Annotated in this window: 21 protein-coding genes and 2 pseudogenes; 10 read left to right on the plus strand and 13 right to left on the minus strand. The window is 72.6% G+C overall.

The window, feature by feature from the left end; genetic code table 11:
• Nucleotides 1-20 precede the first annotated feature (20 nt).
• Both BMZ92_RS09860 and BMZ92_RS09865 read left to right on the plus strand, forming a co-directional pair.
• Complete coding sequence (locus BMZ92_RS09860) at nucleotides 21-716, plus strand: response regulator transcription factor (protein WP_091505456.1); 696 nt, start codon at nucleotides 21-23, stop codon at nucleotides 714-716.
• 1 nt (nucleotide 717) lies between these two features.
• Nucleotides 718-1977, plus strand: a complete 1260-nt coding sequence (locus BMZ92_RS09865; RefSeq protein ID WP_091505457.1) for a sensor histidine kinase — start codon at nucleotides 718-720, stop codon at nucleotides 1975-1977.
• 287 nt (nucleotides 1978-2264) lie between these two features.
• On the opposite strand, the gene BMZ92_RS09870 is transcribed toward BMZ92_RS09865, so the two are convergent.
• Complete coding sequence (locus BMZ92_RS09870; protein WP_091505458.1) at nucleotides 2265-3188, minus strand: quinone oxidoreductase family protein; 924 nt, start codon at nucleotides 3186-3188, stop codon at nucleotides 2265-2267.
• 74 nt (nucleotides 3189-3262) lie between these two features.
• Here BMZ92_RS09870 and BMZ92_RS09875 point away from each other — a divergent pair, with 74 nt between their 5' ends.
• Nucleotides 3263-3697: a MarR family winged helix-turn-helix transcriptional regulator gene (locus BMZ92_RS09875; protein WP_245782978.1), complete on the plus strand. Its 435-nt coding sequence runs from the start codon at nucleotides 3263-3265 to the stop codon at nucleotides 3695-3697.
• A 371-nt stretch (nucleotides 3698-4068) separates the two neighbouring features.
• Here the strand turns inward: BMZ92_RS09875 and BMZ92_RS09880 are convergent, their stop codons facing one another.
• A complete protein-coding gene (locus tag BMZ92_RS09880) occupies nucleotides 4069-4713 on the minus strand; it encodes a type 1 periplasmic-binding domain-containing protein (protein WP_091505460.1) in 645 nt (214 codons plus the stop codon).
• Between the two features lie 100 nt (nucleotides 4714-4813).
• Here BMZ92_RS09880 and BMZ92_RS09885 point away from each other — a divergent pair, with 100 nt between their 5' ends.
• The 4 genes from BMZ92_RS09885 (at nucleotide 4814) to BMZ92_RS09900 (ending at nucleotide 9610) form a co-directional block, all read left to right on the plus strand.
• Nucleotides 4814-6010: a HupE/UreJ family protein gene (locus BMZ92_RS09885; protein ID WP_091505461.1), complete on the plus strand. Its 1197-nt coding sequence runs from the start codon at nucleotides 4814-4816 to the stop codon at nucleotides 6008-6010.
• Nucleotides 6011-6070: 60 nt separating this feature from the next.
• Complete coding sequence (locus BMZ92_RS09890; protein ID WP_177228627.1) at nucleotides 6071-7609, plus strand: purple acid phosphatase family protein; 1539 nt, start codon at nucleotides 6071-6073, stop codon at nucleotides 7607-7609.
• A 68-nt stretch (nucleotides 7610-7677) separates the two neighbouring features.
• Nucleotides 7678-8637 carry a WxL protein peptidoglycan domain-containing protein gene (locus tag BMZ92_RS09895; RefSeq protein WP_091505463.1) on the plus strand — a complete coding sequence of 320 codons (960 nt, stop codon included), beginning with the start codon at nucleotides 7678-7680 and terminating at the stop codon, nucleotides 8635-8637.
• A gap of 127 nt (nucleotides 8638-8764) precedes the next feature.
• Nucleotides 8765-9610, plus strand: a complete 846-nt coding sequence (locus tag BMZ92_RS09900) for a molybdopterin-dependent oxidoreductase (protein WP_091505465.1) — start codon at nucleotides 8765-8767, stop codon at nucleotides 9608-9610.
• Here BMZ92_RS09900 and BMZ92_RS09905 read toward each other — a convergent pair whose 3' ends face one another.
• From BMZ92_RS09905 to BMZ92_RS09925, 5 genes are all read right to left on the minus strand, one after another.
• Nucleotides 9611-11095, minus strand: a complete 1485-nt coding sequence (locus BMZ92_RS09905) for a tannase/feruloyl esterase family alpha/beta hydrolase (RefSeq protein ID WP_177228628.1) — start codon at nucleotides 11093-11095, stop codon at nucleotides 9611-9613.
• A gap of 55 nt (nucleotides 11096-11150) precedes the next feature.
• Nucleotides 11151-11471, minus strand: a complete 321-nt coding sequence (locus tag BMZ92_RS09910; protein ID WP_177228629.1) for a transposase — start codon at nucleotides 11469-11471, stop codon at nucleotides 11151-11153.
• Between the two features lie 22 nt (nucleotides 11472-11493).
• Nucleotides 11494-12723: an RNA polymerase sigma factor gene (locus BMZ92_RS09915; RefSeq protein ID WP_091505470.1), complete on the minus strand. Its 1230-nt coding sequence runs from the start codon at nucleotides 12721-12723 to the stop codon at nucleotides 11494-11496.
• A gap of 1 nt (nucleotide 12724) precedes the next feature.
• Nucleotides 12725-13144: a YciI family protein gene (locus BMZ92_RS09920; protein WP_091505472.1), complete on the minus strand. Its 420-nt coding sequence runs from the start codon at nucleotides 13142-13144 to the stop codon at nucleotides 12725-12727.
• 98 nt (nucleotides 13145-13242) lie between these two features.
• The gene (locus tag BMZ92_RS09925) at nucleotides 13243-14013 is read right to left on the minus strand and encodes a putative hydro-lyase (RefSeq protein WP_091505473.1); all 771 of its coding nucleotides are present in this window, start codon (nucleotides 14011-14013) and stop codon (nucleotides 13243-13245) included.
• An 84-nt stretch (nucleotides 14014-14097) separates the two neighbouring features.
• On the opposite strand from BMZ92_RS09925, the gene BMZ92_RS09930 reads away from it, so the two are divergent.
• On the plus strand, nucleotides 14098-14802 hold the full coding sequence (locus BMZ92_RS09930; protein WP_218153430.1) for a dienelactone hydrolase family protein: 705 nt from the start codon (nucleotides 14098-14100) through the stop codon (nucleotides 14800-14802).
• On the opposite strand, the gene BMZ92_RS09935 is transcribed toward BMZ92_RS09930, so the two are convergent.
• Nucleotides 14714-15949 (minus strand): GDSL-type esterase/lipase family protein, encoded by a 1236-nt coding sequence (locus BMZ92_RS09935; RefSeq protein WP_091505476.1) that lies wholly within the window; start codon nucleotides 15947-15949, stop codon nucleotides 14714-14716. The genes BMZ92_RS09930 and BMZ92_RS09935 overlap by 89 nt on opposite strands.
• The gene (locus BMZ92_RS09940) at nucleotides 15946-16521 is read right to left on the minus strand and encodes a TetR/AcrR family transcriptional regulator (protein WP_091505478.1); all 576 of its coding nucleotides are present in this window, start codon (nucleotides 16519-16521) and stop codon (nucleotides 15946-15948) included. Before BMZ92_RS09940 ends, BMZ92_RS09935 begins: the two co-directional genes overlap by 4 nt.
• Before the next feature lie 116 nt (nucleotides 16522-16637).
• On the opposite strand from BMZ92_RS09940, the gene BMZ92_RS09945 reads away from it, so the two are divergent.
• Nucleotides 16638-17429: an SDR family NAD(P)-dependent oxidoreductase gene (locus tag BMZ92_RS09945; protein ID WP_091505479.1), complete on the plus strand. Its 792-nt coding sequence runs from the start codon at nucleotides 16638-16640 to the stop codon at nucleotides 17427-17429.
• Here BMZ92_RS09945 and mca read toward each other — a convergent pair.
• Nucleotides 17426-18223, minus strand: coding sequence for a mycothiol conjugate amidase Mca (gene mca / locus BMZ92_RS09950; protein ID WP_091505648.1), 798 nt, complete (start codon nucleotides 18221-18223; stop codon nucleotides 17426-17428). The two genes, BMZ92_RS09945 and mca, sit on opposite strands and share 4 nt — an antisense overlap.
• Nucleotides 18224-18310: 87 nt before the next feature.
• Here mca and BMZ92_RS09955 point away from each other — a divergent pair, with 87 nt between their 5' ends.
• A complete protein-coding gene (locus BMZ92_RS09955) occupies nucleotides 18311-19396 on the plus strand; it encodes a winged helix DNA-binding domain-containing protein (protein WP_091505481.1) in 1086 nt (361 codons plus the stop codon).
• A gap of 3 nt (nucleotides 19397-19399) precedes the next feature.
• On the opposite strand, the pseudogene BMZ92_RS09960 reads toward BMZ92_RS09955, so the two are convergent.
• The 3 genes and pseudogenes from BMZ92_RS09960 to BMZ92_RS09970 form a co-directional block, all read right to left on the minus strand.
• Nucleotides 19400-19786, minus strand: a pseudogene (locus BMZ92_RS09960) (alkanesulfonate monooxygenase); the annotation flags it as partial.
• A pseudogene (locus BMZ92_RS09965) lies at nucleotides 19780-20370 on the minus strand (ABC transporter permease); the annotation flags it as partial. The pseudogenes BMZ92_RS09960 and BMZ92_RS09965, both read right to left, overlap by 7 nt.
• A 96-nt stretch (nucleotides 20371-20466) precedes the next feature.
• Nucleotides 20467-21276 carry an SAM-dependent methyltransferase gene (locus BMZ92_RS09970; RefSeq protein WP_091505483.1) on the minus strand — a complete coding sequence of 270 codons (810 nt, stop codon included), beginning with the start codon at nucleotides 21274-21276 and terminating at the stop codon, nucleotides 20467-20469.

Consider the following 21276-nt stretch of genomic DNA (forward strand, 5'->3'; position numbering starts at 1 on the left):
TTCTGGTTTATGCTGCGGAGGTGGCCAGACTGCTGCTCGTGGAAGACGACCGCACCATCGGACAGGCGCTCGATTCGAGCCTCGGGCTGCACGGCCACGACGTGTGCTGGGTCCGTGACGGCACGGTCGCCCTGCACGAGGCGCAGCGCACCGCGTTCGACCTGGTGCTGCTGGACCTGGGCCTGCCGGACCTCGACGGGGTCGAGGTGTGCCGCCGGCTGCGGGCGCTCCAGCCGCAGACCGTGCTGGTGATCGTGACCGCGCGGCAGGACGAGATCGACGTGGTACTGGGACTGGAGGCCGGCGCCGACGACTACCTGACCAAACCGGTGCGGCTGGGCGAACTGCTCGCGCGCGTCAGGGCGCACCTGCGGCGCGGCCCGTCCGGTGCCCGCCAGACGATCGTGGTGGGCGCGCTCGTCGTCGACCCGGCGAGTCGCCAGGCGAGCGTCGCCGGGCAGGAGATCCTGTTGCGCGCCAAGGAGTTCGACCTGCTCGCCCGGTTGGCGGAGGCGGCGGGCACCGCGGTGAGCCGGGAGACGCTGATGACCGAGGTGTGGGACGCGCACTGGTACGGCTCGACGAAGACACTGGACGTGCACATCGCTTCGGTGCGCCGGAAACTCGCCGAAGGCGCGCCGGCGCCGGAGCAGGCGCCCCGCATTTCCACGCTGCGCGGGCACGGCTACCGCCTCGAACTGCCGACGGAGGCATGACGTGCGCAGGCGGATCGTCACCCTCGCCATCGCCGCGACCGTCGTCGCGGTCGTCCTGTTCGGTGTGCCGCTGGCCGTGCTGCTCGCCCACACCGGCTGGGAGGACGAGCGCACGGAGGTGGGCAGGGTCGCCATCAGCGCGGCACTGTCCATTTCGGACGAGCTGAAGGGGGCCGCCGCGCCCCGGCTCCCCGCGGCACCGGCGGAGACACGGCTGGCGGTGTACTTCCCCTCCGGGGAGCTGCGCGGCGGGGAGGGCCCGCGGTTCGCCGACGAGGCCGTGGCCGAGGCCTTCGACGGCGAAACCGAACTGGACGACACCGGTTCGGCGTTCGTCGCGGCGGTCCCGATCGTGGACGACGGGGCGCTGCTCGGCGTGGTCCGCGCGGAGAAGCCGCGGTATGCCGCGCACCTGCACACCGCGCTGCTGTGCTCGATCATACTCGGGCTCGCGCTGGTGTCGGTCGGTGTGGCGTGGCTGCTCGCCCGGCGCATGGCACGCCGCCTCGCCCGGCCGCTCGAAGACCTGTCGGGGGCGGCGAAAGTGCTGGGAGAGGGCGATTTCACCGTGCGCGCCCCGATGTCGGGGGTGCCGGAGATCGACTCGCTCGGCCAGTCGCTGGGCAGCGCGGCCCGGCGCATCGGGGACACCCTGGACCGGGAGCGGGCGTTCTCCGCGCACGCTTCGCACCAGCTGCGGACGCCGCTGGCCGGGCTTCGGCTGCAGCTGGAGGCCGCGCTGGAGTCGCCAGCGGATCCGAGACCGGCTGTCCGCACGGCGATCGAGGCGGCCGACCGTCTGGAAAGGACAGTCGACGACCTCCTCGTGCTCGCGAGGGACACCACGGCCACGCAGGTCGCGGATCTCGACGCGCTGCTGGCGGAGCTGGAGTCGACGTGGGGCGAGCCGCTGGCCGCGCGGGGCCGGGCGATCCGGATTTCGGCGGATGAGGCGCCGCGGCCGCAGGCGTCGGCGGCCGCGGTCCGGCAGGTGCTGAACGTGCTGGTGGACAACGCCTACACGCACGGGCGCGGCACGGTCCGGGTGACCGCGAGGGACGCGGGCGGCGTGCTGGCCGTCGACGTGTCGGACGAGGGCGAGGGTGTGGCGCCCGGGCAGCAGCTGTTCACGAGGAAGTCGGGCGGCCACGGCATCGGGCTGCCGCTGGCGCGCAGCCTCGCGGAAGCCGACGGCGGGCGGCTGGTGCACGTCTCCGGCTCGACGTTCACCCTGCTGCTGCCCGTCGGCGTCCGGGTGTGAGCGCTCGGCGGTGCGGCTCAGCCCGCTCCGGCGCCAGGGCGTGAGCGCAAGGCGCTCGGTCCTGCGCGGGGCCGGGCCGCCACCGCCCTGGCATCCGGCGGCTCGCGCCGCTCCGGCGTCAGGGCGTGAGCGCAAGGCGCCCGCGGTGCACGGGGCCGGGCCGCCACCCGCCCTCGCACCCGGCGGTTCGCCCCGCTCCGGCGTGAGGGTGTGAGCACAAGGCGCTCGCCGTTCACGGCACCCGCCATGGCGGACCGCTCGCACCCGGCGGCCAGCCCGCTCCGGCGTCAGGGCGTGAGCACGAGGCGCTCGGTCGTGCTGGTGGATTCCGCCCAGGCCTGTTCGACGTCCGACAGTGCGACCGGGCGGGCGTTGATCTCGAACGTGCCGCGGGTGATCTCCTCGGCGAGCGACGGCAGCTCGGCGATGATGTCGCGCGGGGTCACCGAGCCCTGTCCGCTGCCGATGATCCGCAGGCGGGCGGCGCGGAGCGCGGCGGAGGGGATCGCCGCGGTGGGCCCGGCGACGGACCCGATTTCGATCCACGTCAAGGGCTTGCCCCGGTCGGCGCGGTGGGTGACGACGGCGGCCATCGCGGCGGCGGTCGGCTCGCCCCACACGTAGTCGAGCACCACGTCGACGTCGGCCGCTTCCGCGACGCGGTCGAGCGGCACGGTTTCGCTCGCACCCACCGCGCTCAGCCGCGCCTCGTCCCGCCCGGCTGCGACGACGCGCCCGGCGCCGAGCAGTTTGGCGATCTGCACGGCGAGACGTCCCGCGTTGCCGGTGGCCCCGAGGACGAGGACGTCCTGCCCGGGCTGGAACTCGGCACGCCGGCGCAAGGCGACCCACGAGGACATGGCGGGGTTCATCGCGGCGGCGACGGCGAGCACGTCACTGCCCTCGGGCAGCACGACGCTGCGGCGGACGTCGATCACGGTCCGCTCCGCCATCGAACCCAGTGTCGTCTCGGGGAGGACGAAGTAGCGGAGCCGCCCGCCCGGCCCGCGGCCCACCCCGTCCACGCCCGGCACGAGCGGGAGCTCGCCGGTGGTCGTGTAGTGGGAACCGTTGGCCTGGGAGCGGACGCGGGGGTGCAGCCCGGCGGCGAGCACGTCGACGACCAGCTCGTCGGGCCCGGTGGCGGTGGGGTCGGGAAAGTCCTGGTAGCGCGGCGGAGCGTCGAACGCGGAAACGACGGCAGCTTTCATGAGAATTGCTCCTTTAGTTTGTTTTGCCAACCAAACTAGTTGGCAAGACAAACTTAGTCAAGTAGAGTGGGCCCGTGACCGACGAGCAGGACGACGTGGTGGACATGCTGGTGCAGACCGCTTTCGCGACGATGGCGGTGCTGAACAGGGTCGCCGCGGAGCACGACCTGTCGCTGACGCAGCTGCGGGTGCTCGGCATCCTGCGCGACCGGCGGCTGCGGATGAGCGTGCTGGCCGACTACCTGGGTCTCGACAAGTCGACCATGACGGGCCTGGTCCAGCGCGCGGCGAAGCGCGGGCTGCTCGCAAGGGCCCCCAGCCCGGGCGACGGGCGTGCGGTGGAGGTGTTCCTGACGCCGGACGGTGCCGCCCTCGCGCAGTCCGGCCGTGACCAGGTCGCGCGGGCGCTGGCACCGCTGACGGCGGCCCTACCCCCCGCCGACCGGCGCCGGTTGCAGGGCCTGCTGGCGCGGATGCTGGACGCGGGAGGAATCCTCGAGCCGGGGTGATCCCGGGGGTGGGGGGTGGGGGCTCGGGGGCGGCGGTTGCGAGGCGGCGGCTGGCGCGGGGGCGGCGGTTGCGAGGCGGCGGCTCGGGGGCGGCCGGGACGGCGGTTGTGATGGCCGGAGCGGCGCGGCCGGGCTGGCAGCGCAATCCGCGAGGCGGCCGAGACGATACGGCCGTCGCGGCGGCGCAGTTCGCAGGGCGGTCGAGGCGACACGGCCGGGACAGCGGCAGCCACGGAGCCAACGCAAGCTAGCAGGAGCCAGCAGGAGCCGCCAACCCCAGCCACCCCCCCCCCCCCCCGCCTCCCAGCCAAAACCCCCAGCCACCCCGCCCCCGCCTCCCAGCGAAAGGCGCCCCCGCCGCGAGAAAGCCCCTACCCCACCCGGACGACGATCCCCGTCAGGCCGGTCAGCACGCTCGCCACCCCGGCCCTCAGCGCCGCCGCCGCGTGCTGCGGCGTGAAGGAAGCCGGGTCGTACCCCGTTGACGTGCCCAGGCCCTCACCGCGGTAGGACGCGCCCGCCCAGTTCGCCGCCGTGACGTTCGCCGTGGGCTCGGCCAGTTCGGCGCCCAGCACGAGGAACTGCTGGTCGAGATGGCTGGCCGTGACGAGCGCCAGCGCGTCCACCAGGTCCTTGCCCGCGCTGACCACCAGGTCCGGGTGCAGGTCGATCGCCTGCCGGATGCTCGCCGGGTAGCCACCCGGCGCGGCGGAAACCGTTTTCAGGCTGACCTGCTCCTGCCCCGCCCACTCCGTCACGGCCGACACGAGCGTCTTCGTCTCCGGGTCGTCCCCCGCGGTGAGCAGCACCACGCGGTAACCCGGCGACGGCCGCACGCCCTCCCACGAACCAGGCGCCGGGGTGACCGTCGCCTCCGGGGTGGGCGACGCCGTGACGAAACCCGGCCCCAGCACACCGATCGCGCTCGGCGCGGGGTGTGGACGGGACCAGTCGTCCGCGCCACACCCGGCGACGAGCAGGCCCGCGGCCGCCACAGCCAGTAGTCGCCCACGCATGCCCCTTTCCTACCCGAACAACGACGAAGATCGGCATCCGGTCGCCGGTTGTTCGCCTGCCGTCCGCCGGCCGTTCGCCTGCTCCAAGCAGTCTGCGTCCATGTTCCGCCTGATCCGGGCCCTCGCCATCGCCGGCGCGACAGCCGCCGTGGCCCTCCTGACCGCCGCGCCCGCCTCCGCGCACGGCTTCACGTCCACCGTGTACGCCGACGTGACCTCCCCCGAATCCGGGCACGTCCACGCCTCCCTCGGGCTCGAGTACGACCTGCTCGTCGTCTCCGCGGCGGACTACCAGCACGACGACCCGCTGTTCCGCCAGGGCACCGCGGCCTTCGAAGCCCACGACTCCGCCGCGCAGGCCGCCGCACTGGAAACCCACGCCGACACGGTGATGCGGTACGTCAGCGAGCGCTTCCGGGTCACCGCGTCCGGGCAGGCCTGCGCCCCGGTTCGCGACGGCGGCTTCACCATGGAGGAACGTGACGGCGTCCCCTACACCCGCCTGGTGCTCGACTACCGGTGCGCCGCCGCTGAATCCCACCAGGTCTACAGTGGACTCTTCCCCGACGCCGAGGGGTACGTCCGTGACACCAAGACCATCGTCACCTACGAGCTCGACCTGACCTCCGGCAGCGCGGCGCTCGACGCGCACCAGCCCTCCTTCTCCACCCAGCAGGCGTGGACGCAGCGGTTCTGGGAGTTCTTCCGCCTCGGCGCCGAGCACCTGCTCACCGGTCTGGACCACATCCTGTTCCTGCTCGCGCTCATCGCGGGCTCCCGGCGGCTGCGCGAGATCGTGCTGGCCGCGACGACGTTCACGCTCGCCCACTCGGTGACGTTCGTCCTCGCCGCGCTCGGCCTCGTGCGGGCACCCGCGGCCGTCGTCGAACCCCTCATCGCGCTCTCGATCGCCGTGGTCGCCGCGTGGCCGTTGTGGCGGCTCTACCGCCGGGGCGCGCAAGCGTCGGAGCTGGACGCGGGCGGCCACTTCAGCCTCGACCGCACGGGCTGGGCGAGGCTCGCGGTGGTGTTCTGCTTCGGCCTGGCGCACGGCCTCGGCTTCGCCTCCGCGCTGGGCATCGACGCGGCGTGGTCGTGGACGCTGCTGTGGTCGCTGCTCGTGTTCAACCTCGGCATCGAGGTGGTGCAGCTGGCGATCATCGCGGTGGTCTTCCCGTTGCTGGCCCTGCTGCGCCACCGCGCCAGCCTGACCCCGGCGCTGGCGACGGGCGTGCTCGCCGCGGGCGTGTCGGTGATGGGGCTGACCTGGTTCGTGGAGCGGATCTTCGCGCTCTGATCCCCCGCAGGCCCGCTGCCGTTCACCTGATCAACATCAACCCGGGAAACGCTTCCCCCCATGACACTACCCAGATCACTGGCCCACGGCGTGACCGCCGCCGTCGTGGGCCTCGCCGTGGCGTTCGGCACCGGTCCAGTGGCCACGGCTGCGGACAGCCCGACCACGTTGTCGGGCATCGTCCTCGGCGTCGGCGCGAAGGAGTCCCAGCGCATCGTCAGCTGGTACTCCTCGACCGGCGCGGCCCAGGTCGTGCAGGTCGCCCCGACGGCGAAGCTGAACCACGGCCAGTTCCCGAGGAACGCGCAGACGTTCCCGGCGACCGTGACGGCGAACACCGTCAACGGCGGCTACCACGGGCACGCCACGCTGGACGGCCTCAGGCAGAACACCAGCTACTCCTACCGCGTCGGCTCCGGCGGCAGCTGGTCGCCGACGTACACGTTCAAGACGCAGAAGTTCAACGGGGACTTCGACTTCCTGTTCTTCGGCGACCCGCAGATCGGCTCGTCGGGGGACACCGCACGGGACGGCGCCGGCTGGCGCGACACGCTCGACGTCGCGCTGAAGGCGAACCCGGACGCCGAGCTGCTGGTCTCCGGCGGTGACCAGGTCGAGTCGGCGAACAACGAGTCCCAGTGGGACGCGTTCCTGTCCTCGGACAAGCTGCGCCAGTACCCGTGGGCGGCGACGATCGGCAACCACGACGTCGGCGGCAAGGCCTACGAGCAGCACTTCTGGACGCCGAACACCGACCGTTCGGCGCCCTACTACAACGGCGCCCAGGACACCCGCTCCGGCGGTGACTACTGGTACATCTACAAGGACGTGCTGTTCATCGACCTGAACAGCAACGCCTACGCGAGCGGCTCGGACGAGGCCCACATCGGCTACGTCACCGACGTGATCAAGCAGCACGGCGGTAAGGCGAAGTACACGGTGCTCGTCTACCACCACTCGATCTACTCCCCCGCCGACCACGCCAACGACGGCGACAACCAGCAGCGCCGCCAGGACTTCCCGACGGCGTTCTCCAACCTCGGCGTGGACCTGGTGCTGCAGGGGCACGACCACAGCTACTCACGCAGCTACGTCATCAAGAACGGGCAGAAGGCCAACCCGGCCGAGCAGCCCGGCGCGACGCAGGTGTCCCAGGGGCCGGGCGGGGTCGTCTACGTGACGGCGAACTCCGCGTCGGGCTCGAAGTACTACGACCTCACCGACCCGGACACGAGCAAGGACCCGAACTACGGGCCCGACCCGCTCAACCCGGACAACCACTGGGCCAACTCGGTGGAGAACCAGGAGCACGTCCGCACCTACGTCAAGGTGGAGGTGCGGGACGACAGGCTCGTCGTCCAGAACGTCCGCAGCGGCACCTGTGCGGCGCCGAACGCGGCGGTCGAGCTGGGCAAGGTTTCCTGGTGTGGTCCTGACGAGGGCACCAAGCCGGCACCGCCGGTGGGTTCCACTGTGGACAAGGTGGTCATCCACCCGTACCGCGGTGGCGGGCACGGCATCCACTGGCCGTTCCCGGGGCAGCCCTGCTGGCTGGAGCAGCCGGGCAAGGGCCGTACCACCCTCACCACGCTGAACTGAAAACCCGGTGGGGTGGCCGTTCCCGCGGCCGCCCCACCGTCCATTCCAGACTTACCGAGGATCCCCGGATGCCCGTCTTCGCCCGCGCGGCCGTCGTCGCGCTGCTCGCACTGGCCGTCAGTGCACCCCTTCCCGCGTCGGCGCAGGAGGACGTCCCGTGGACGGTTTCGACGGCCGCGAACGACTTCGGCGCCGACCGGGAGAACTACCGCTACACCGTCGAACCGGGTGATCTGCTCGACGACGCGCTGGTGGTCGCCAACCGGGGCGCGCAGCCGCTCGACCTGGCCGTCTACAGCGCGGACGGGTTCACCACGAAGACGGGTCAGCTCGACCTCGTCACGAAGGACACGCCCTCGACCGGCGTCGGCGCCTGGGTGCGGCCCGCCGTGGACCACGTGACGGTGGCACCCGGCCAGTCCACCGAGGTGCCGTTCACCGTCGCCGTACCGGAAAGCGCTTCCAGCGGGGACCACGCCGGCGGCATCGTGACGTCGCTGACGCAGGGCGGGGTGGAGCGGCGCGTCGGTATCCGCGTGCAACTGCGCGTCGGCGGCGGGCTGGCACCCGCGCTGGCGGTCGAGGACCTCGCCGTGCACTACTCCGGCAGCGCGTTCGGCGAGGGAGACGCGACCCTGACGTACACGATCCGCAACACCGGCAACGCGATCGTCGCCGCGCGGCAGACCGCGTCCGTTTCCGGCCCGTTCGGCGCGTGGCGCACCGACGCGGCCCCGATCGGGGATTCGCCGCAGCTGCTGCCGGGCGAGACGTGGCCGGTGTCGGTGCCGGTTTCCGGGGTGGTCCCCTCGGTGCTGGTCACCGGCTCGGTGACCCTCGTCCCGCTGCTCACCGACGCGGCGGGCTCGATCACGCCGCTGGAGTCCGTCGAGACGACGGCGGAGGGTTGGGCCGTACCGTGGCTGCTGCTCGTGCTCGTCGTCGTGATCGGAGCCGGGCTCATCCTCTGGCGGCTCGTCCCAGCAGCTGGAAAGCGGCGACAACGCGAGGCGCACGCGGCAGCATGACCGGGCATGGCGGGAATCGACCGCCACCTGCCCCGGCGCACCGCGCTGGGCCTCGCGGGGCTGGCCGCGTCCGCGCCGTTCTGGCCCCGCACGGCCCACGCGGCAGCACCGATCGTGAAACCGCGACCTGCGCGCCCTGCCGTCGGAAACGGTGACGGCGCGGATCGAGTGCGCGGGCAACGGCCGCAGCTTCTTCACCTCGCAGCAGGGGCAGTCGGTGACCGGCACGGCGTGGCGGCTCGGCGCGGTCGGCGTCGCGCGCTGGCGCGGGGTGCGGCTGGCGACCGTGCTGGCGCGGGCGGGCCTGACCGGTGCCGCCGTGGACCTGCTGCCCCAGGGCCTCGACCCGGACTACGTCACGGGCGGGGTGAACCTCGGCCCGGTCCGCCGTCCGCTGCCGGTGGCGAAGGCGCTCGAAGACGTCCTGCTCGCCTACGAGATGAACGGCGAGCCGCTGCCGCCCGACCACGGTTTCCCGGTCCGCCTGGTCGTTCCCGGCTGGATCGGGGTGGCGTCGATCAAGTGGCTCGGCCGGATCGAGGTCTCCGCGACCCCGCTCTCCTCACCGTGGAGCACGCAGTACTACCGGTTGTGGGGCCCCACGTACCCGCCGGAGGGCGAGCTGCTCACGCGGCAGAACACCAAGAGCGCCTTCGAACTCGCGTGGGGCGCGACGCTGCCCGGCGACCGCGAGCACGTCCTGACCGGCCGCTCGTGGTCGGGCCACGGCGGCGTCCGGCGCGTCGAGGTGAGCACCGACGGCGGGCACACCTGGCGCACCGCGACCCCGCACGGACCCGACCGCGGCTGGCGCCGCTGGTCCCTGCGCTGGCGTCCGCCGGCCCCGGGCACGTACACCCTGCGCGCCAGGGCCACCGACCGCACGGGCGCGCGGCAGCCGGACGTCGAGCCGTACAACACGCAGGGCTACCTGTTCGGCGCCGTCGTCGGCCACCCCGTCACCGTGGTCTGATCAGGCGCAGCGGTAGGACGAGGCGTTCGCCGGATCGCCGTGGCCGCTCCAGCGGGCCACCTGCGGGTAGCGGCACACCGGCCGCGTTTGCCCGGCACCGGCGGCGGGCAGCGTTTCCGGCGCCTTGCCCTGCTCCACCCACCGCACGAGGGCGGCGAACGGGTCGACCAGCTGCGGGCCCGCGCCGCCGGAGCAGTGCCCGACGCCGGGCGCGAGGAACAGGCGCGCGAACTGCTGCGTGCGGCCGGGGCCGAGCGTGCGCTGGACCCGTTCGTAGTAGTCGATCGTGCCCTGGAACGGCACGCCGAAGTCCGCTTCCCCGTGCCACAGCAGGAGTTTCCCGCCGGCCCGCCGGAACGCGGACAGGTCGGGGTCGGCCGCGCCGAGCACCCGGTCGTACTGCCGCACCGCCTGGTCGAAGTACGCCTCGAACCGCTCACGGGTCAGGCTCGTCCAGTCCCACGACCGGTCCTGCGCGAGGAACAGGCTGAACCACCACAGGTCGTAGGCGAACGGCTTGCCGACGAGCCGCCCGTCCACCTCCACGGTGTCGTTGAGCCCGGCGAAGGGGGCACCGGGAGCCAGGCCGTACCAGAGGAACCGGCCGTCCTGCCGCCGCGGGCCCTGCTGGATCTCCTTCATCACCGCGACGTCCGCGGCCGTGATGGTGCCGCACGGCGTGGGCGTGCCGACGAGCAGCGACAGGTCGAACCGGCACGCGAGCGGATCGCCGATGACGCCGTCCACCACCCCGTCGCCGAGGGTGTCGCACGCCCGCACGGTCGCCGTCACGGCGGCCTCGAACTTGCACGGCGCCACCGCGTTCCCGGATTCGAGCATGACCAGCTGGCCCCACAGCTGCCCGGTCTGCATCTGCGGGTAGTTGATCACCGGGGCACCGGCCAGGATCCCGTCGTACTCGCCGGGGTGGCGCTGCGCCTCCATCACGCCCTGGCGGCCACCCGTGGAGCAGCCGGTGAAGTACGAGTACGCGGGCCCGCGGCCGTAGTAGGCGCGGATCAGCGCCTTCGCGGTCGTGGTCATGTCCTGGACGCCCTCGTGCCCGAAGTCCTTGATGGCGGGCCAGTTCAGGCGGCCGTCAGCGTCGAGCGCGAAGTCGGCCGTGGCGCCGGGGTGGCCCGCGTCGGTGGCCGCGGTGGCGTACCCGTTCCGCAGCGGTTCGAGCAGGTTCGCGGGATCACCACCGGAGAACCCTCCGCCACCAGTGGCCTGGAAGCGCCCGTTCCACGTGTTTTCCGGCAGGTACACCCAGACCGTGACCACGCCACCGTCCACATCGGACACGCGGGCGGTGACGCGGCAGGACGGAGGCGTGGTGGCGTCACCGGCGTCTTGGACGGCGGAGACGACCGAGGGCAGCGCGGCCAGTCCCCCGCAGGACCGGTGTTGTCCGGCCTGCGCCACGGGAGCGGTCACGAGCGCGGTGGCCAGCCCGGCCACCAGGGCGAGTGAGCGTCGTCGCACGGCTCCGACCGTAGCGACCACGCCTGCGGGGCACATCGGACAATTGACTTAGGCGTCAGTTCAGCATGAGCTGGTGTAGGCAGATCATCGAGCAGGCGAGGCTGATGATGGCTTGGTGAATGTCGGCGCGGCGTTCGGTGCGGACGCGCAGGTGGCGGAAGCCCTTGAGCCAGGCGGAGGTGCGTTCGACCGGCCAGCGGATTGTGCCCAGACCTGAGCCGTGACCGGCACCGCGTCGGGCGATCGTCGGAATGATGCCGTGGTCGTGAACCAGGCGCCGGTCCTTGTCGTGGTCGTAACCGCGGTCGGCGTGGAGCCGCTGTAGTCGTCTCCTCGGTGTGCCGACTGTCCTGCACCACCAGCAAGGCCTACACACCAGCTCATTCTGAACTGATCACTTAGCCCAGTGCCGACAGCTTGCGCCGCAGCACCGTCCGCTCGCGTTCGTTCCCGCACAACCGCAGCGCGCGCTCCAGCTCCTCGCGGGCTTCGGCGGCACGGCCGAGGCGGGTGAGCAGCTCACCGCGCACGGTCGGCATGAGGTGCGAGCCCTTCAGCGCACCGCCCTCCAGTCCGTCCACGATGGACAGTGCCTCCCGCGGACCGCGGGCCATCGCCACCGCCACCGCGCGGTTGAGGGTCACCACCGGTGACGGCGCGAGCCTGCCGAGCGCCTCGTACAGCAGCACGATGCGCTCCCAGTCCGTCTCCTCGACCGAGGCGGCCACGTCGTGGCACTCGGCGATCGCCGCCTGCAGCCCGTACGCGCCCAGCCCCCGCCCCACCCCGGTGGCGTGGGCCAGCGCGGCGCGGCCACGGCGGATCGCCGCGCGGTCCCACCGGCGGCGGTCCTGGTCCTCCAGCAGCACCGGCTCGCCGTCCGGCCCGAGGCGGGCCGGGAACCGCGCCGCCGTCAGCTCCAGCAGCGCGAGCAACCCGTGTGCCTCCGGCTCGTCCGGCACGAGCCGCACCAGCACCCTGGCCAGCCGCAACGCCTCCTCGGCCAGCTCCACCCGGATCAGCTCGCTGCCCGAGGCCGCCGTGGATCCTTCGGTGAAGATCACGTACAGCACGTTGAGCACCGAACCGAGGCGCGCGGGACGCTCGGCGGCCGGCGGCACCTCGAAGGGCACCCGCGCGGCCGCGAGCGTCTTCTTCGCCCTGGTGATCCGCGCCTGCACGGTCGCGGTCGGCATCAGGAACGCGCGGGCGATCTCGTCGCTGGTGAGGCCGCCCACCACGCGCAGCGTCAGCGCGACCCTGGCCTCCCGCGACAGCGCCGGGTGGCAGGAGACGAACATCAGCGCGAGCACGTCGTCGTCGATGCGGTCCGGGTCCCACAGCACGTCGCCGGGCTCGACGGGCTCGCGGGCGAGCACGGAGTAGCGCTCCTCCAGTGCGGAGTTGCGCCGGAACACGTCGATCGCCCGGCGCTTGCCGACCGTCAGCAGCCACCCCGCCGGGTTTCGGGGCACGCCTTCCCGCGGCCACGTCACGAGCGCTTCCGCCAGCGCCTCCTGCGCGAGGTCCTCAGCCAGCGCGAAATCGCCGGTGTAGCGCGCGAGCGCCCCGACGATCCGCGCCGACTCGATCCGCCAGACGGCGGCGACCTCCTCCCGGCCCGTCATCTCAGAGCTGACCGGTCGCCTCGCGCCACGCCCGCTCCTTCTGGATCCACTCGTTGTCCTGCGGGAACTCGTCGATCGTGGTGACGCGGCGGATCTCGGTCTTGAAGCCGGGGCCGGTCATCGGGGACCGCTTGGCCCACTCGACGGCCTCCTCCTTCGAGGCGACGTTGAGGATGTAGAAGCCGCCGAACAGCTCCTTCGTCTCGCCGTACGGCCCGTCCGTCACCACGGGCGGCTCGGTGAAGTAGTCCACGACGACGCCTTCGGCCGCGTCGGCGAGCCCCTCGGCGGCCACCAGCACCCCGGCCCGGATCAGCTCGTCGTTGTAGCGGCCGACGGTCGCGAGCATCTCGTCGAAGTCGATGTCCCCCATCTTCGCGAAGGCCTCGTCGGTGGCGCGCATGATCAGCATGTACTTCACGGTCGTCTCTCCCTGTTCCGCGGGTTCCGTCGCGAACCCTCTCACCCCCCGGTCGAACGGGACAGCCGCCGATCGACAACCGCGCCGGAATTTTTCTCTCAGACCGCGTACGTGTGGTCCGGAACGTCGGTGACGAACATGTGCCCCGGTGCGTGCGTGATCGCGAACGGCGGGCGTGACGCGGTGATCGCCGCCTGCGGGGTGACGCCGCACGCCCAGAAGACCGGGACCTCGCCTGGCCGGATCTCGACCGGGTCGCCGAAGTCCGGGGTGGCCAGGTCTGCGATGCCGAGCGCGGCGGGCTCCCCCACGTGCACCGGCGCGCCGTGCACCGACGGGAACCGGCCGCTGATGCGCACCGCGTCGGCGACCCGGTCCGCGGGGACGGGCCGCATCGACACCACCATCGGCCCGCGCAAGCGCCCGGCGGGGCGGCACGGCCGGTTCGTGCGGTACATCGGGACGTTCGTGCCCGCGCTGATGTGCCGCACGTCGATGCCGGCGGCGAGCAGCGGGGCCTCGAACGTGAAGCTGCAGCCGATCAGGAACGCCACGAGGTCGTCCCGCCAGTACCCGGTGACCTCGTCCGGCTCGTCGGCGAGTTCGCCGTCCAGCCAGACCCGGTACGCGGGCAGGTCGGTGCGCAGGTCGGCGTCCCCGGCGAGGGCCGTGCGGGGGCTGCCGGGGTCGGTCACGTCGAGCACCGGGCACGGCTTCGGGTTGCGCTGCGCGAACAACAGCACGTCGTAGGCCCAGTCCCGGGGCACGGCGATCAGGTTGGCCTGCGCGTAGCCGGGTGCCCAGCCCGCGGTCGGCACGCGGTGGCCTGCGCGGAAGCGGGCACGCGCGTCCGCGGGATCGGCGGTCATGCCCGCTCCCTCCGGTCGTCGAGATCGTTCTCCCACGCTACGGGGCTATCGTGGCGCCGGTAAGCCACTTTCGGGAGGAAGATCTTGTCGCAGCCGAAGTCCACCGGGCGTCCCGCCCGGCAGAACGTCGAGTTCCCCAGCGCGGGCGGCACCGCCCACGGGTACCTGGCCCGCCCCGCCGGCGGCAGCGGCCCCGGGGTGCTGCTCATCCAGGAGTGGTGGGGCCTGGACGACCACATCGCCGACGTGGCCGACCGGCTCGCGGCCGAGGGGTTCGTCGTGCTCGCCCCCGACCTCTACGGCGGCAACGTCGCGCACGACGCCGACGAGGCGCTCCGGCTGATGCGGGAGCTGCCGGTCCCACGGGGCGTGGAGCTGCTCTCCGGGGCGGTGGACCACCTGCTGTCGCTGCCGGAGGTCACGTCGGACACCATCGGTGCCGTCGGGTTCTGCATGGGCGGCGGGTTCGTGCTGTACCTGGCCGCCGTCGAGCCGCGGGTCAGCGCCGCCGTGCCGTTCTACGGCGTGATCCGCGGCGAGCTGCCGGACTTCTCGCGGCTCGCGGCGACCGTGCAGGGCCACTACGGGAAGCACGACCAGTCGATCCCGCCCGAGCAGCTGGAAGCGCTTTCCGAGGCGCTCGAGAAGGCCACGGGCCGGGCGCCGGAGCTGCACCTCTACGACGCCGGCCACGCCTTCCTCAACGACCAGCGCCCGAGCCACCACCCTGAGTCGGCGCGGCTGGCGTGGCAGCGGACGGTGCGTTTCCTGCACGACCAGCTGGGCTGAACGGGCCGTCGCCGGCGAACGCGAAGCGGGCGAACCGCTCGCCCATCAGCCGGTGCGTCGCCGCGTCGGGGTGGAGCTCGTCCGGCAGCGGGTGCTCCGCGAAGTCGGCCTCGCCGTACAGCTCGCAGCCGTCGAGGTAGTGCAGGTTGGGGTCGGCGGCCGCACGCTGGGCCACGATCCTCGCCAGCTCGTCGCGGATCACCCGCAGCGTCAGCTTGCCCGCCGCGCGCTCCGCCGGGTCACCAGTCGCGCGGAAGCGGAGCTTCCCGGCCCTCATCGCCTCGAAGTCGAACGCGCCGGGCCCCGGGGTGTCCTCGTGGATCGGGCAGTGGATCGGCGAGACGACGAGCAGCGGCGTGTCCGGGTGGCCGTCGCGGATGGTGTCGAGGAACCCGTGCACGGCCGGGATGAACGCCCGCAGGCGCAGCGCGTCGCTGTTGACCAGGTTGATGCCGATCTTGACGCTGATCAGGTCGGCCGGCGTGTCCCGCATGGTGCGGGCGGTGAACGGGTCGAGCAGCGCGCTGCCGCCGAAGCCGAGGTTCACCAGCGACACGTCCCCGGCGGCGGCCGCGAGCGCGGGCCAGGTGGTGCTGGGGCTCGCGGCGTCGGAGCCGTGGCTGATCGAACTGCCGTGGTGCAGCCACACGCGCTGTCCCCGCGAGGGCACGGGTTCGACCGGTGCGTCCGTGCGCAGGGCGACGAGCTCGGTGGTTTCGTTGTGCGGCAGCCAGATCTCGACGTCCTTGACCCCCTCCGGCAGCTGTCCGAAGTGGAGCGTCCCGGCCGGGCCCTGCTCGCTCTCGACGGCGCCGGTGGCCAGGTCGACGCGCACGGTGTTCCCGCCGTGCACGCTGCCCTGCCGCGTGAGCCGGCCGTCGACGAGCAGGTCGTACACGCCTTCCGGGCGTGGTGGGGCCCCGAGGTAGACCCGCTTGGTGGGTACCGTGTCGAGTTCGACGGCGGTGGCCCGCGTGCGGAAGACCAGGCGGACACCCGAAGGCTGGGCCTCGGCCATCGCGAGCTGCCCGTCGGTGTACTGGGCCCGGGCCCAGGCGGGCAGCCGGTGCGGCAGCAGGCCGCGTTCGGTGCGCTCCAGTTCCAGCGCGCCGCGGACGAGGTCCCCGGTGATGGGCGTGGTGATCATCTTTCCCCCTGTGGCCAGTGGTCGAGCAGTGCGTCGAGGACTTCGAGGATGCGGTCCCACGACTTCTCCGGGTCCGGCTCGCTGTGGCTGAACCCGCCGCCGAGCTCGGTGCTGACGAAGCCGTGGAAAACGCTGCCGAGCAGGCGGACGGCGTGGGTCTCGTCCGCCTCCGGCACGTCGTAGCCGCGCAGGATCGCCCGCATCATGCGGGCGTGCCGGGGTCCGGCGCTCGCGGCGGCGGTCTCCGGGTCGAACCGCTGCCGTGCCGCCGCGTACCGCCCCGGGTGCTCGCGGGCGTAGTCGCGGTAGACGGCGGCGAAGGCGAAGAGGGCGTCCTTCCCGGCGCGTCCGGCCAGCGCCTCGGCGGCGCGGTCGGCGAGTTCGGCCAGCGCGAGCAGGGCGATGCCGGTCTTGAGGTCCCGCGAGCTCTTGACGTGGGAATACAGGCTCGCGACCTGCACGCCGAGCCGCTTCGCCAGCGCCGACGCGGTGACCTGCTCGAAGCCGACCTCGTCGGCCAGCTCCGCACCGGCCTGGATCACCCGGTCCCTGTTGAGGCCCGCCCTTGCCATGACTCCCCTGCCTTTTGCCTTCAGTGCTGTCGATATTACCTAATGACTTTAGGTAGGTGTCAGCCAGGTACGGCTTGTCCCTGGCTGAGCCCCTCCCCCGGAGCGACGCTGGCCCCATGGCGCAACGAGTTCTGGATGGCAAGACCGTCGTCGTGACGGGGGCTTCGCAGGGGATCGGCGAGGCGGTCGCACGGCGGTTCGCGGCGGAGGGGGCGCGGCTGGTGCTCAGCGAGCTGTCCGCCGGCGCACTGCAGGAGGTGGCCGACGACATCGCGGCGGCGTTCCCCGCCTCGCAGGCCGTCGCCACCGTGACCGACGTGACCGATCCGGCCGCCTGCGACGCGCTGATGACGCTCGCCGTGGAGCGGCACGGCGGTCTGGACGTCCTGGCGCACGCGACGGCCGTCGGGCAGCGGCCGGGGCCGACCGCCGACCTCGCGCCGGACGAGTGGGACCGGATCATGGCGGTCAACGCGAAGGGCGCGTTCCTGCTGGCGCGCAGCGCGATCCCCCACTTGCCGCGGCCTGGCGGCGCCATCGTCTTCACCGGTTCGTACACGGGGCTGGCAGGGAAGCCGGAAAGTGCGGCCTACAGCGCGTCGAAGGGGGCTTTGCGGCTGTTCACGCAGAGCCTCGCGCTCGAACTCGCGGGCGAGGGGGTCCGGGTCAACGCCGTCGCACCGTCCTTTGTGGAGTCGCGGTTGAACCGCGAGTACACGGAGGAAACCGCGCGGCGGGAAGGGATCTCGGTGGAAGAGGTCCTGGCCCAGCGCGACGCGGAAATCCCACTAGGCCGCCGCGCGACCGCGGCCGAGGTGGCGGAGGCGTTCCTCTACCTGGCGACCCCGGCGTCCTCGTTCGTCACCGGCACGTGGCTCGACGTCACCGGCGGTGTGGTGGTCCGCTAGCGCAGCCCGGCGAACAGGTCGTCCTCGGGGAGGGTGACCTCGACGCGGGACTGAGCCAGGTGGTAGTCCTCCGTGGGCCAGACCTGCCGTTCCACGTCGCGGTCGTGGAGCATGAAACCGGCGTTCGGGTCGATCTGCGTCGCGTGGGCCAGCAATGCCCGGTCGCGGACCTCGAAGTACTCCGCGCACGGCACACGCGTCGTGATCTCCAGCGCTGGGGTGTCCTCCGGGAACTCCGCCAGCACCGCCCCCATCGCGGAGTCGAGCCCGCGCTCCGTCATCGCGTCGTGCATCGTCTGGAACCACGCCCGCGACAGGGCGCCGTGGTAGTAGAGCTTGCGCGGCTCCTCCGTGGCGTCGAAGGCGGCGACCGTGATCTCGTGCGTCTTGATGTGGTCGGGGTGCGGGTAACCGCCGGTCGAGTCGTACGTGATCACCACGTGCGGGCGAAACTCGCGGATCAGCGCGGCGAGGCGGGCCGCCGCCTCCTCGACCGGCTGGAGCGCGAAACACCCCTCCGGCAGCGGCTCACCGGAAGCGGGCAGGCCCGAGTCGACGAAGCCCAGGAACCGTTGCCGCACACCGAGGATGTCCCGAGCGGCCGCCATCTCCTCGCGGCGGATCGCGGCGAGGTTCTCCCGCACGTCCGGCCGGTCCATCGCGGGGTTGAGCACGTCGCCCCGCTCCCCGCCGGTGCACGTGACGACGAGGACGTCCACCCCCTCGGCGGCGTACTTCGCGAGGGTCGCGGCCCCCTTGCTCGATTCGTCGTCGGGGTGGGCGTGCACGCTCATCAGGCGCAGGGTGTCGTCGTCCAGCACGCCCAGCACCCTACAAAGAAGCGGTCACACCCTGACCGCTTCCCCTGCCATCCTGGGACCGTGACCACCTTGGACGACCGCGCCCTCAACCGCGCCACCCTGGCCAGGCAACTGCTGCTCGACCGCGCCGGCCTGCCGGTGCTCGACGCCGTCAGGCACCTGTGCGGCCTCCAGGCGCAGGAGCCGCAGGAACCGTTCACCGGTCTCTGGTCACGGCTGCGGGCGTTCGCCCCCGCCGAGCTTTCGGACCTCCTGCTCGGCAAACGCGTCGTCCGCACGCACCTCATGCGCCGCACCGTGCACCTGCTCGCCGCGGAGGACGTCCTGGCGTGGCGCTCCCGGCACGACGCGATGCTGCGGCAGCGCGTGCTCGGCGTCTACCGCCGCGAACTGGACGGCGTGGACCTGGCGGAGCTGGCAGCCGCGGGCCGGGAGGTGATGGCCGACGGCGAACCCCGCACGATGCCCGAACTCACGCGGGCACTCGCGGATCGCTGGCCGGCGCACCGCGCCCTCGGCGAGGTGCTGGTCGCGGCCCTCGTCCCGATGGTGCAGGTGCCGCCCCGCGGGCTGTGGCGCACGAGCGGCGGCGCGCGGCACGCGCTGCTGTCGGCCTGGCTGGGCCGCGAGGTCGACCCGCCCGCGCCCAACGGGACGGACCCGGCGGGCGTCGCGATGGTCCGGCGATACCTCGCCGCGTTCGGTCCCGCGACCGTCGCCGATGTGCGGGCCTGGTCCGGTCTCGCGGGACTCCCCGCCGCGGTGGCCTCGATCCGCGACGAACTGGTGACCTTCAAGGACGAGCGCGGCCGCGAGCTGATCGACCTGCCCGACGCGCCACGGCCCGATCCCGGCACCCCGGCGCCCGTGCGGTTCCTGCCCGCGTTCGACAACGCCCTCCTCGGCTACCAGGACCGGACCCGCATCGTCGACGACGCCCACCGCGGGCTGTCGGTCGCGGGCGACCGCGCGGTGCTCGTGGACGGGCGGGTCGCCGCCACGTGGACCGTCGACGACGGGAAGGTCGTGGTCACGCCGCTGCGTGCGCTGACCCGGGCGCACCGCACGGCCGTCGGCGAGGAGGGCCGGGAGCTGTCGTCGTTCCTGTCGGACGGTCAGACCTGCGGTGTGCGGATCGACCGCTGAAGGTCACCGCACCGCGACTGTCCTTTCCGGACGGACGGGGGCGCGGTCGAGCAGGCCACGGCGGGCGAGCTCGGGCCGGACCCCCTCGCCGAACCAGTACGCCTCCTCCAGGTGCGGGTAGCCGGACAGCACGAACTCCTCGATGCCGAGCCCGTGGTACTCCTCGATGAGGTCCGCGACCTCGCGGTGGCTGCCGACGAGCGCCGTGCCCGCGCCACCGCGCACGAGGCCCACCCCGGCCCACAGACCGGGGTGGATTTCCAGTCCCCGCACACCTTTCGCGAGCGCACCACCGTGCAGCGCGACCATGCGCCGCTGCCCGACGGACTCGCTCGCCGCCAGCTGCCGCTGCGCACGCTCGACCTGCTCGGGGCTCAGCGCGTCGGCACGGCCGAGGGCAGCAGCACGTGCAGCAGCCGTTCGCGGCGCGTGTACCCGAGTGCCTTCGCCGCTTCGACGAGATCGGGGTCCACGTTTCTGAGTGCGGAGAAGATGTTGAGGTACAAGGGGAAGAGCACCCCGAGCGCGACGAGGAGGATCTTGGGTTCCTCGCCGATGCCGAACCACAGGATGAACAGCGGGATCAGCCCGAGGAACGGCAGCGTGCGCAGCATCTGCACGGGCGGGTCGATGAGCACACCGGCCCAGGTGGACAACCCGGCCGCGACACCCAGCACCAGCGCGACGCCCGCGCCGAGGGCGAACCCGGCGGCGACGCGGCCCAGCGACACGGCGAAGGCGTCGCCGAGCTCACCGGAGCGCGCGGTCTCGACCCCGGCCTGGAGCACGGTCCAGGGCGAGCTCAGCTTGTCCGGCGGCAGGACGCCGGTGCTGCTGGCGACCTGCCACACCACGAGCAACGCGAGCGGGCTCAGCCAGCGGCGCAGGTCGGGCAGCCGCCGTTTTCGCTGTGGCGGCGGGCTTTCGGCGGTTTCCTCCGGGCGCGTGAGCACACCGGTGGCGGACGTCGACACGGATTCTCTCCCCACTGGAGCCGGAACGCGTGCGAGTCATGGAACCGCCGCCCGAGCCGCAGCGTCAACGACTCCCGGGATGTGGAAGGGTGCCGGTCACCCCCGCGGATCGACCCGGCCCACGCCGCCCGCGAGGACGGCGCTCGCCTCGTCCTCGTCGTCGTGTTCGTGTGCCGGGTCCTCCGGGTGCCACTCCGTGGCGAGGACGAGCCCCGGCGGCACCAGGGTCGTGCCGGCGAACAGGCTTTCGATCTCCGCGAACGTGCGGGTGTAAGCGCTTTCGCTCACCTGGCGGTTGTACGTCTCGTTGGTCGCCGTCTGGTTGGCCAGTTCCCGCGCGCCCGCGGCGTACGTGCCGTGGCTGATCGCCAGATAGCTGCCGGGCGCGAGGTGGTCGACGTAGCGGCGCACGATGCGCGCGGCCTCGGCGGTGTCGGGCAGGAAGTGCAGGACGGCGATCATCAGCACGCCGACCGGTTCCGTGAAGTCGAGCAGCTCGCCGACCTCGGGGTGGTTCAGCACGCCCTCGGGATCACGCACATCTCCCAGAATGCTTGTCGCGTCAGGATTTCCGGCGAGGATCTCGCGGCCGACGTCCACTGTGCCCTGTTCGTGGTCGACGTACACCACCCGCGCGCCGGGCGCGAGCTCCTGCGCGATCTCGTGCACGTTGCCGGAACTCGGGTAGCCCGAACCGAGGTCGAGGAACTGCCGCCCCCCCTGCCCGACGAGGTACCGCACGACGCGCTGCAGGAACTGCCGGTTGTACAACACGGTGCGGGCCAGCACGGGGAACGCCCGCTGGCTGGCGATCGCCGCCTCGATGTCGGCCTCCCGCGCGTACCGGCCGCCGAGGAACCAGTCGTACACGCCGGCCGCCGTGGCCTTTTCACCGCTGGGGGACAT

Source organism: Amycolatopsis sacchari (assembly GCF_900114035.1).
Taxonomy (GTDB): Bacteria; Actinomycetota; Actinomycetes; order Mycobacteriales; family Pseudonocardiaceae; genus Amycolatopsis_E; species Amycolatopsis_E sacchari.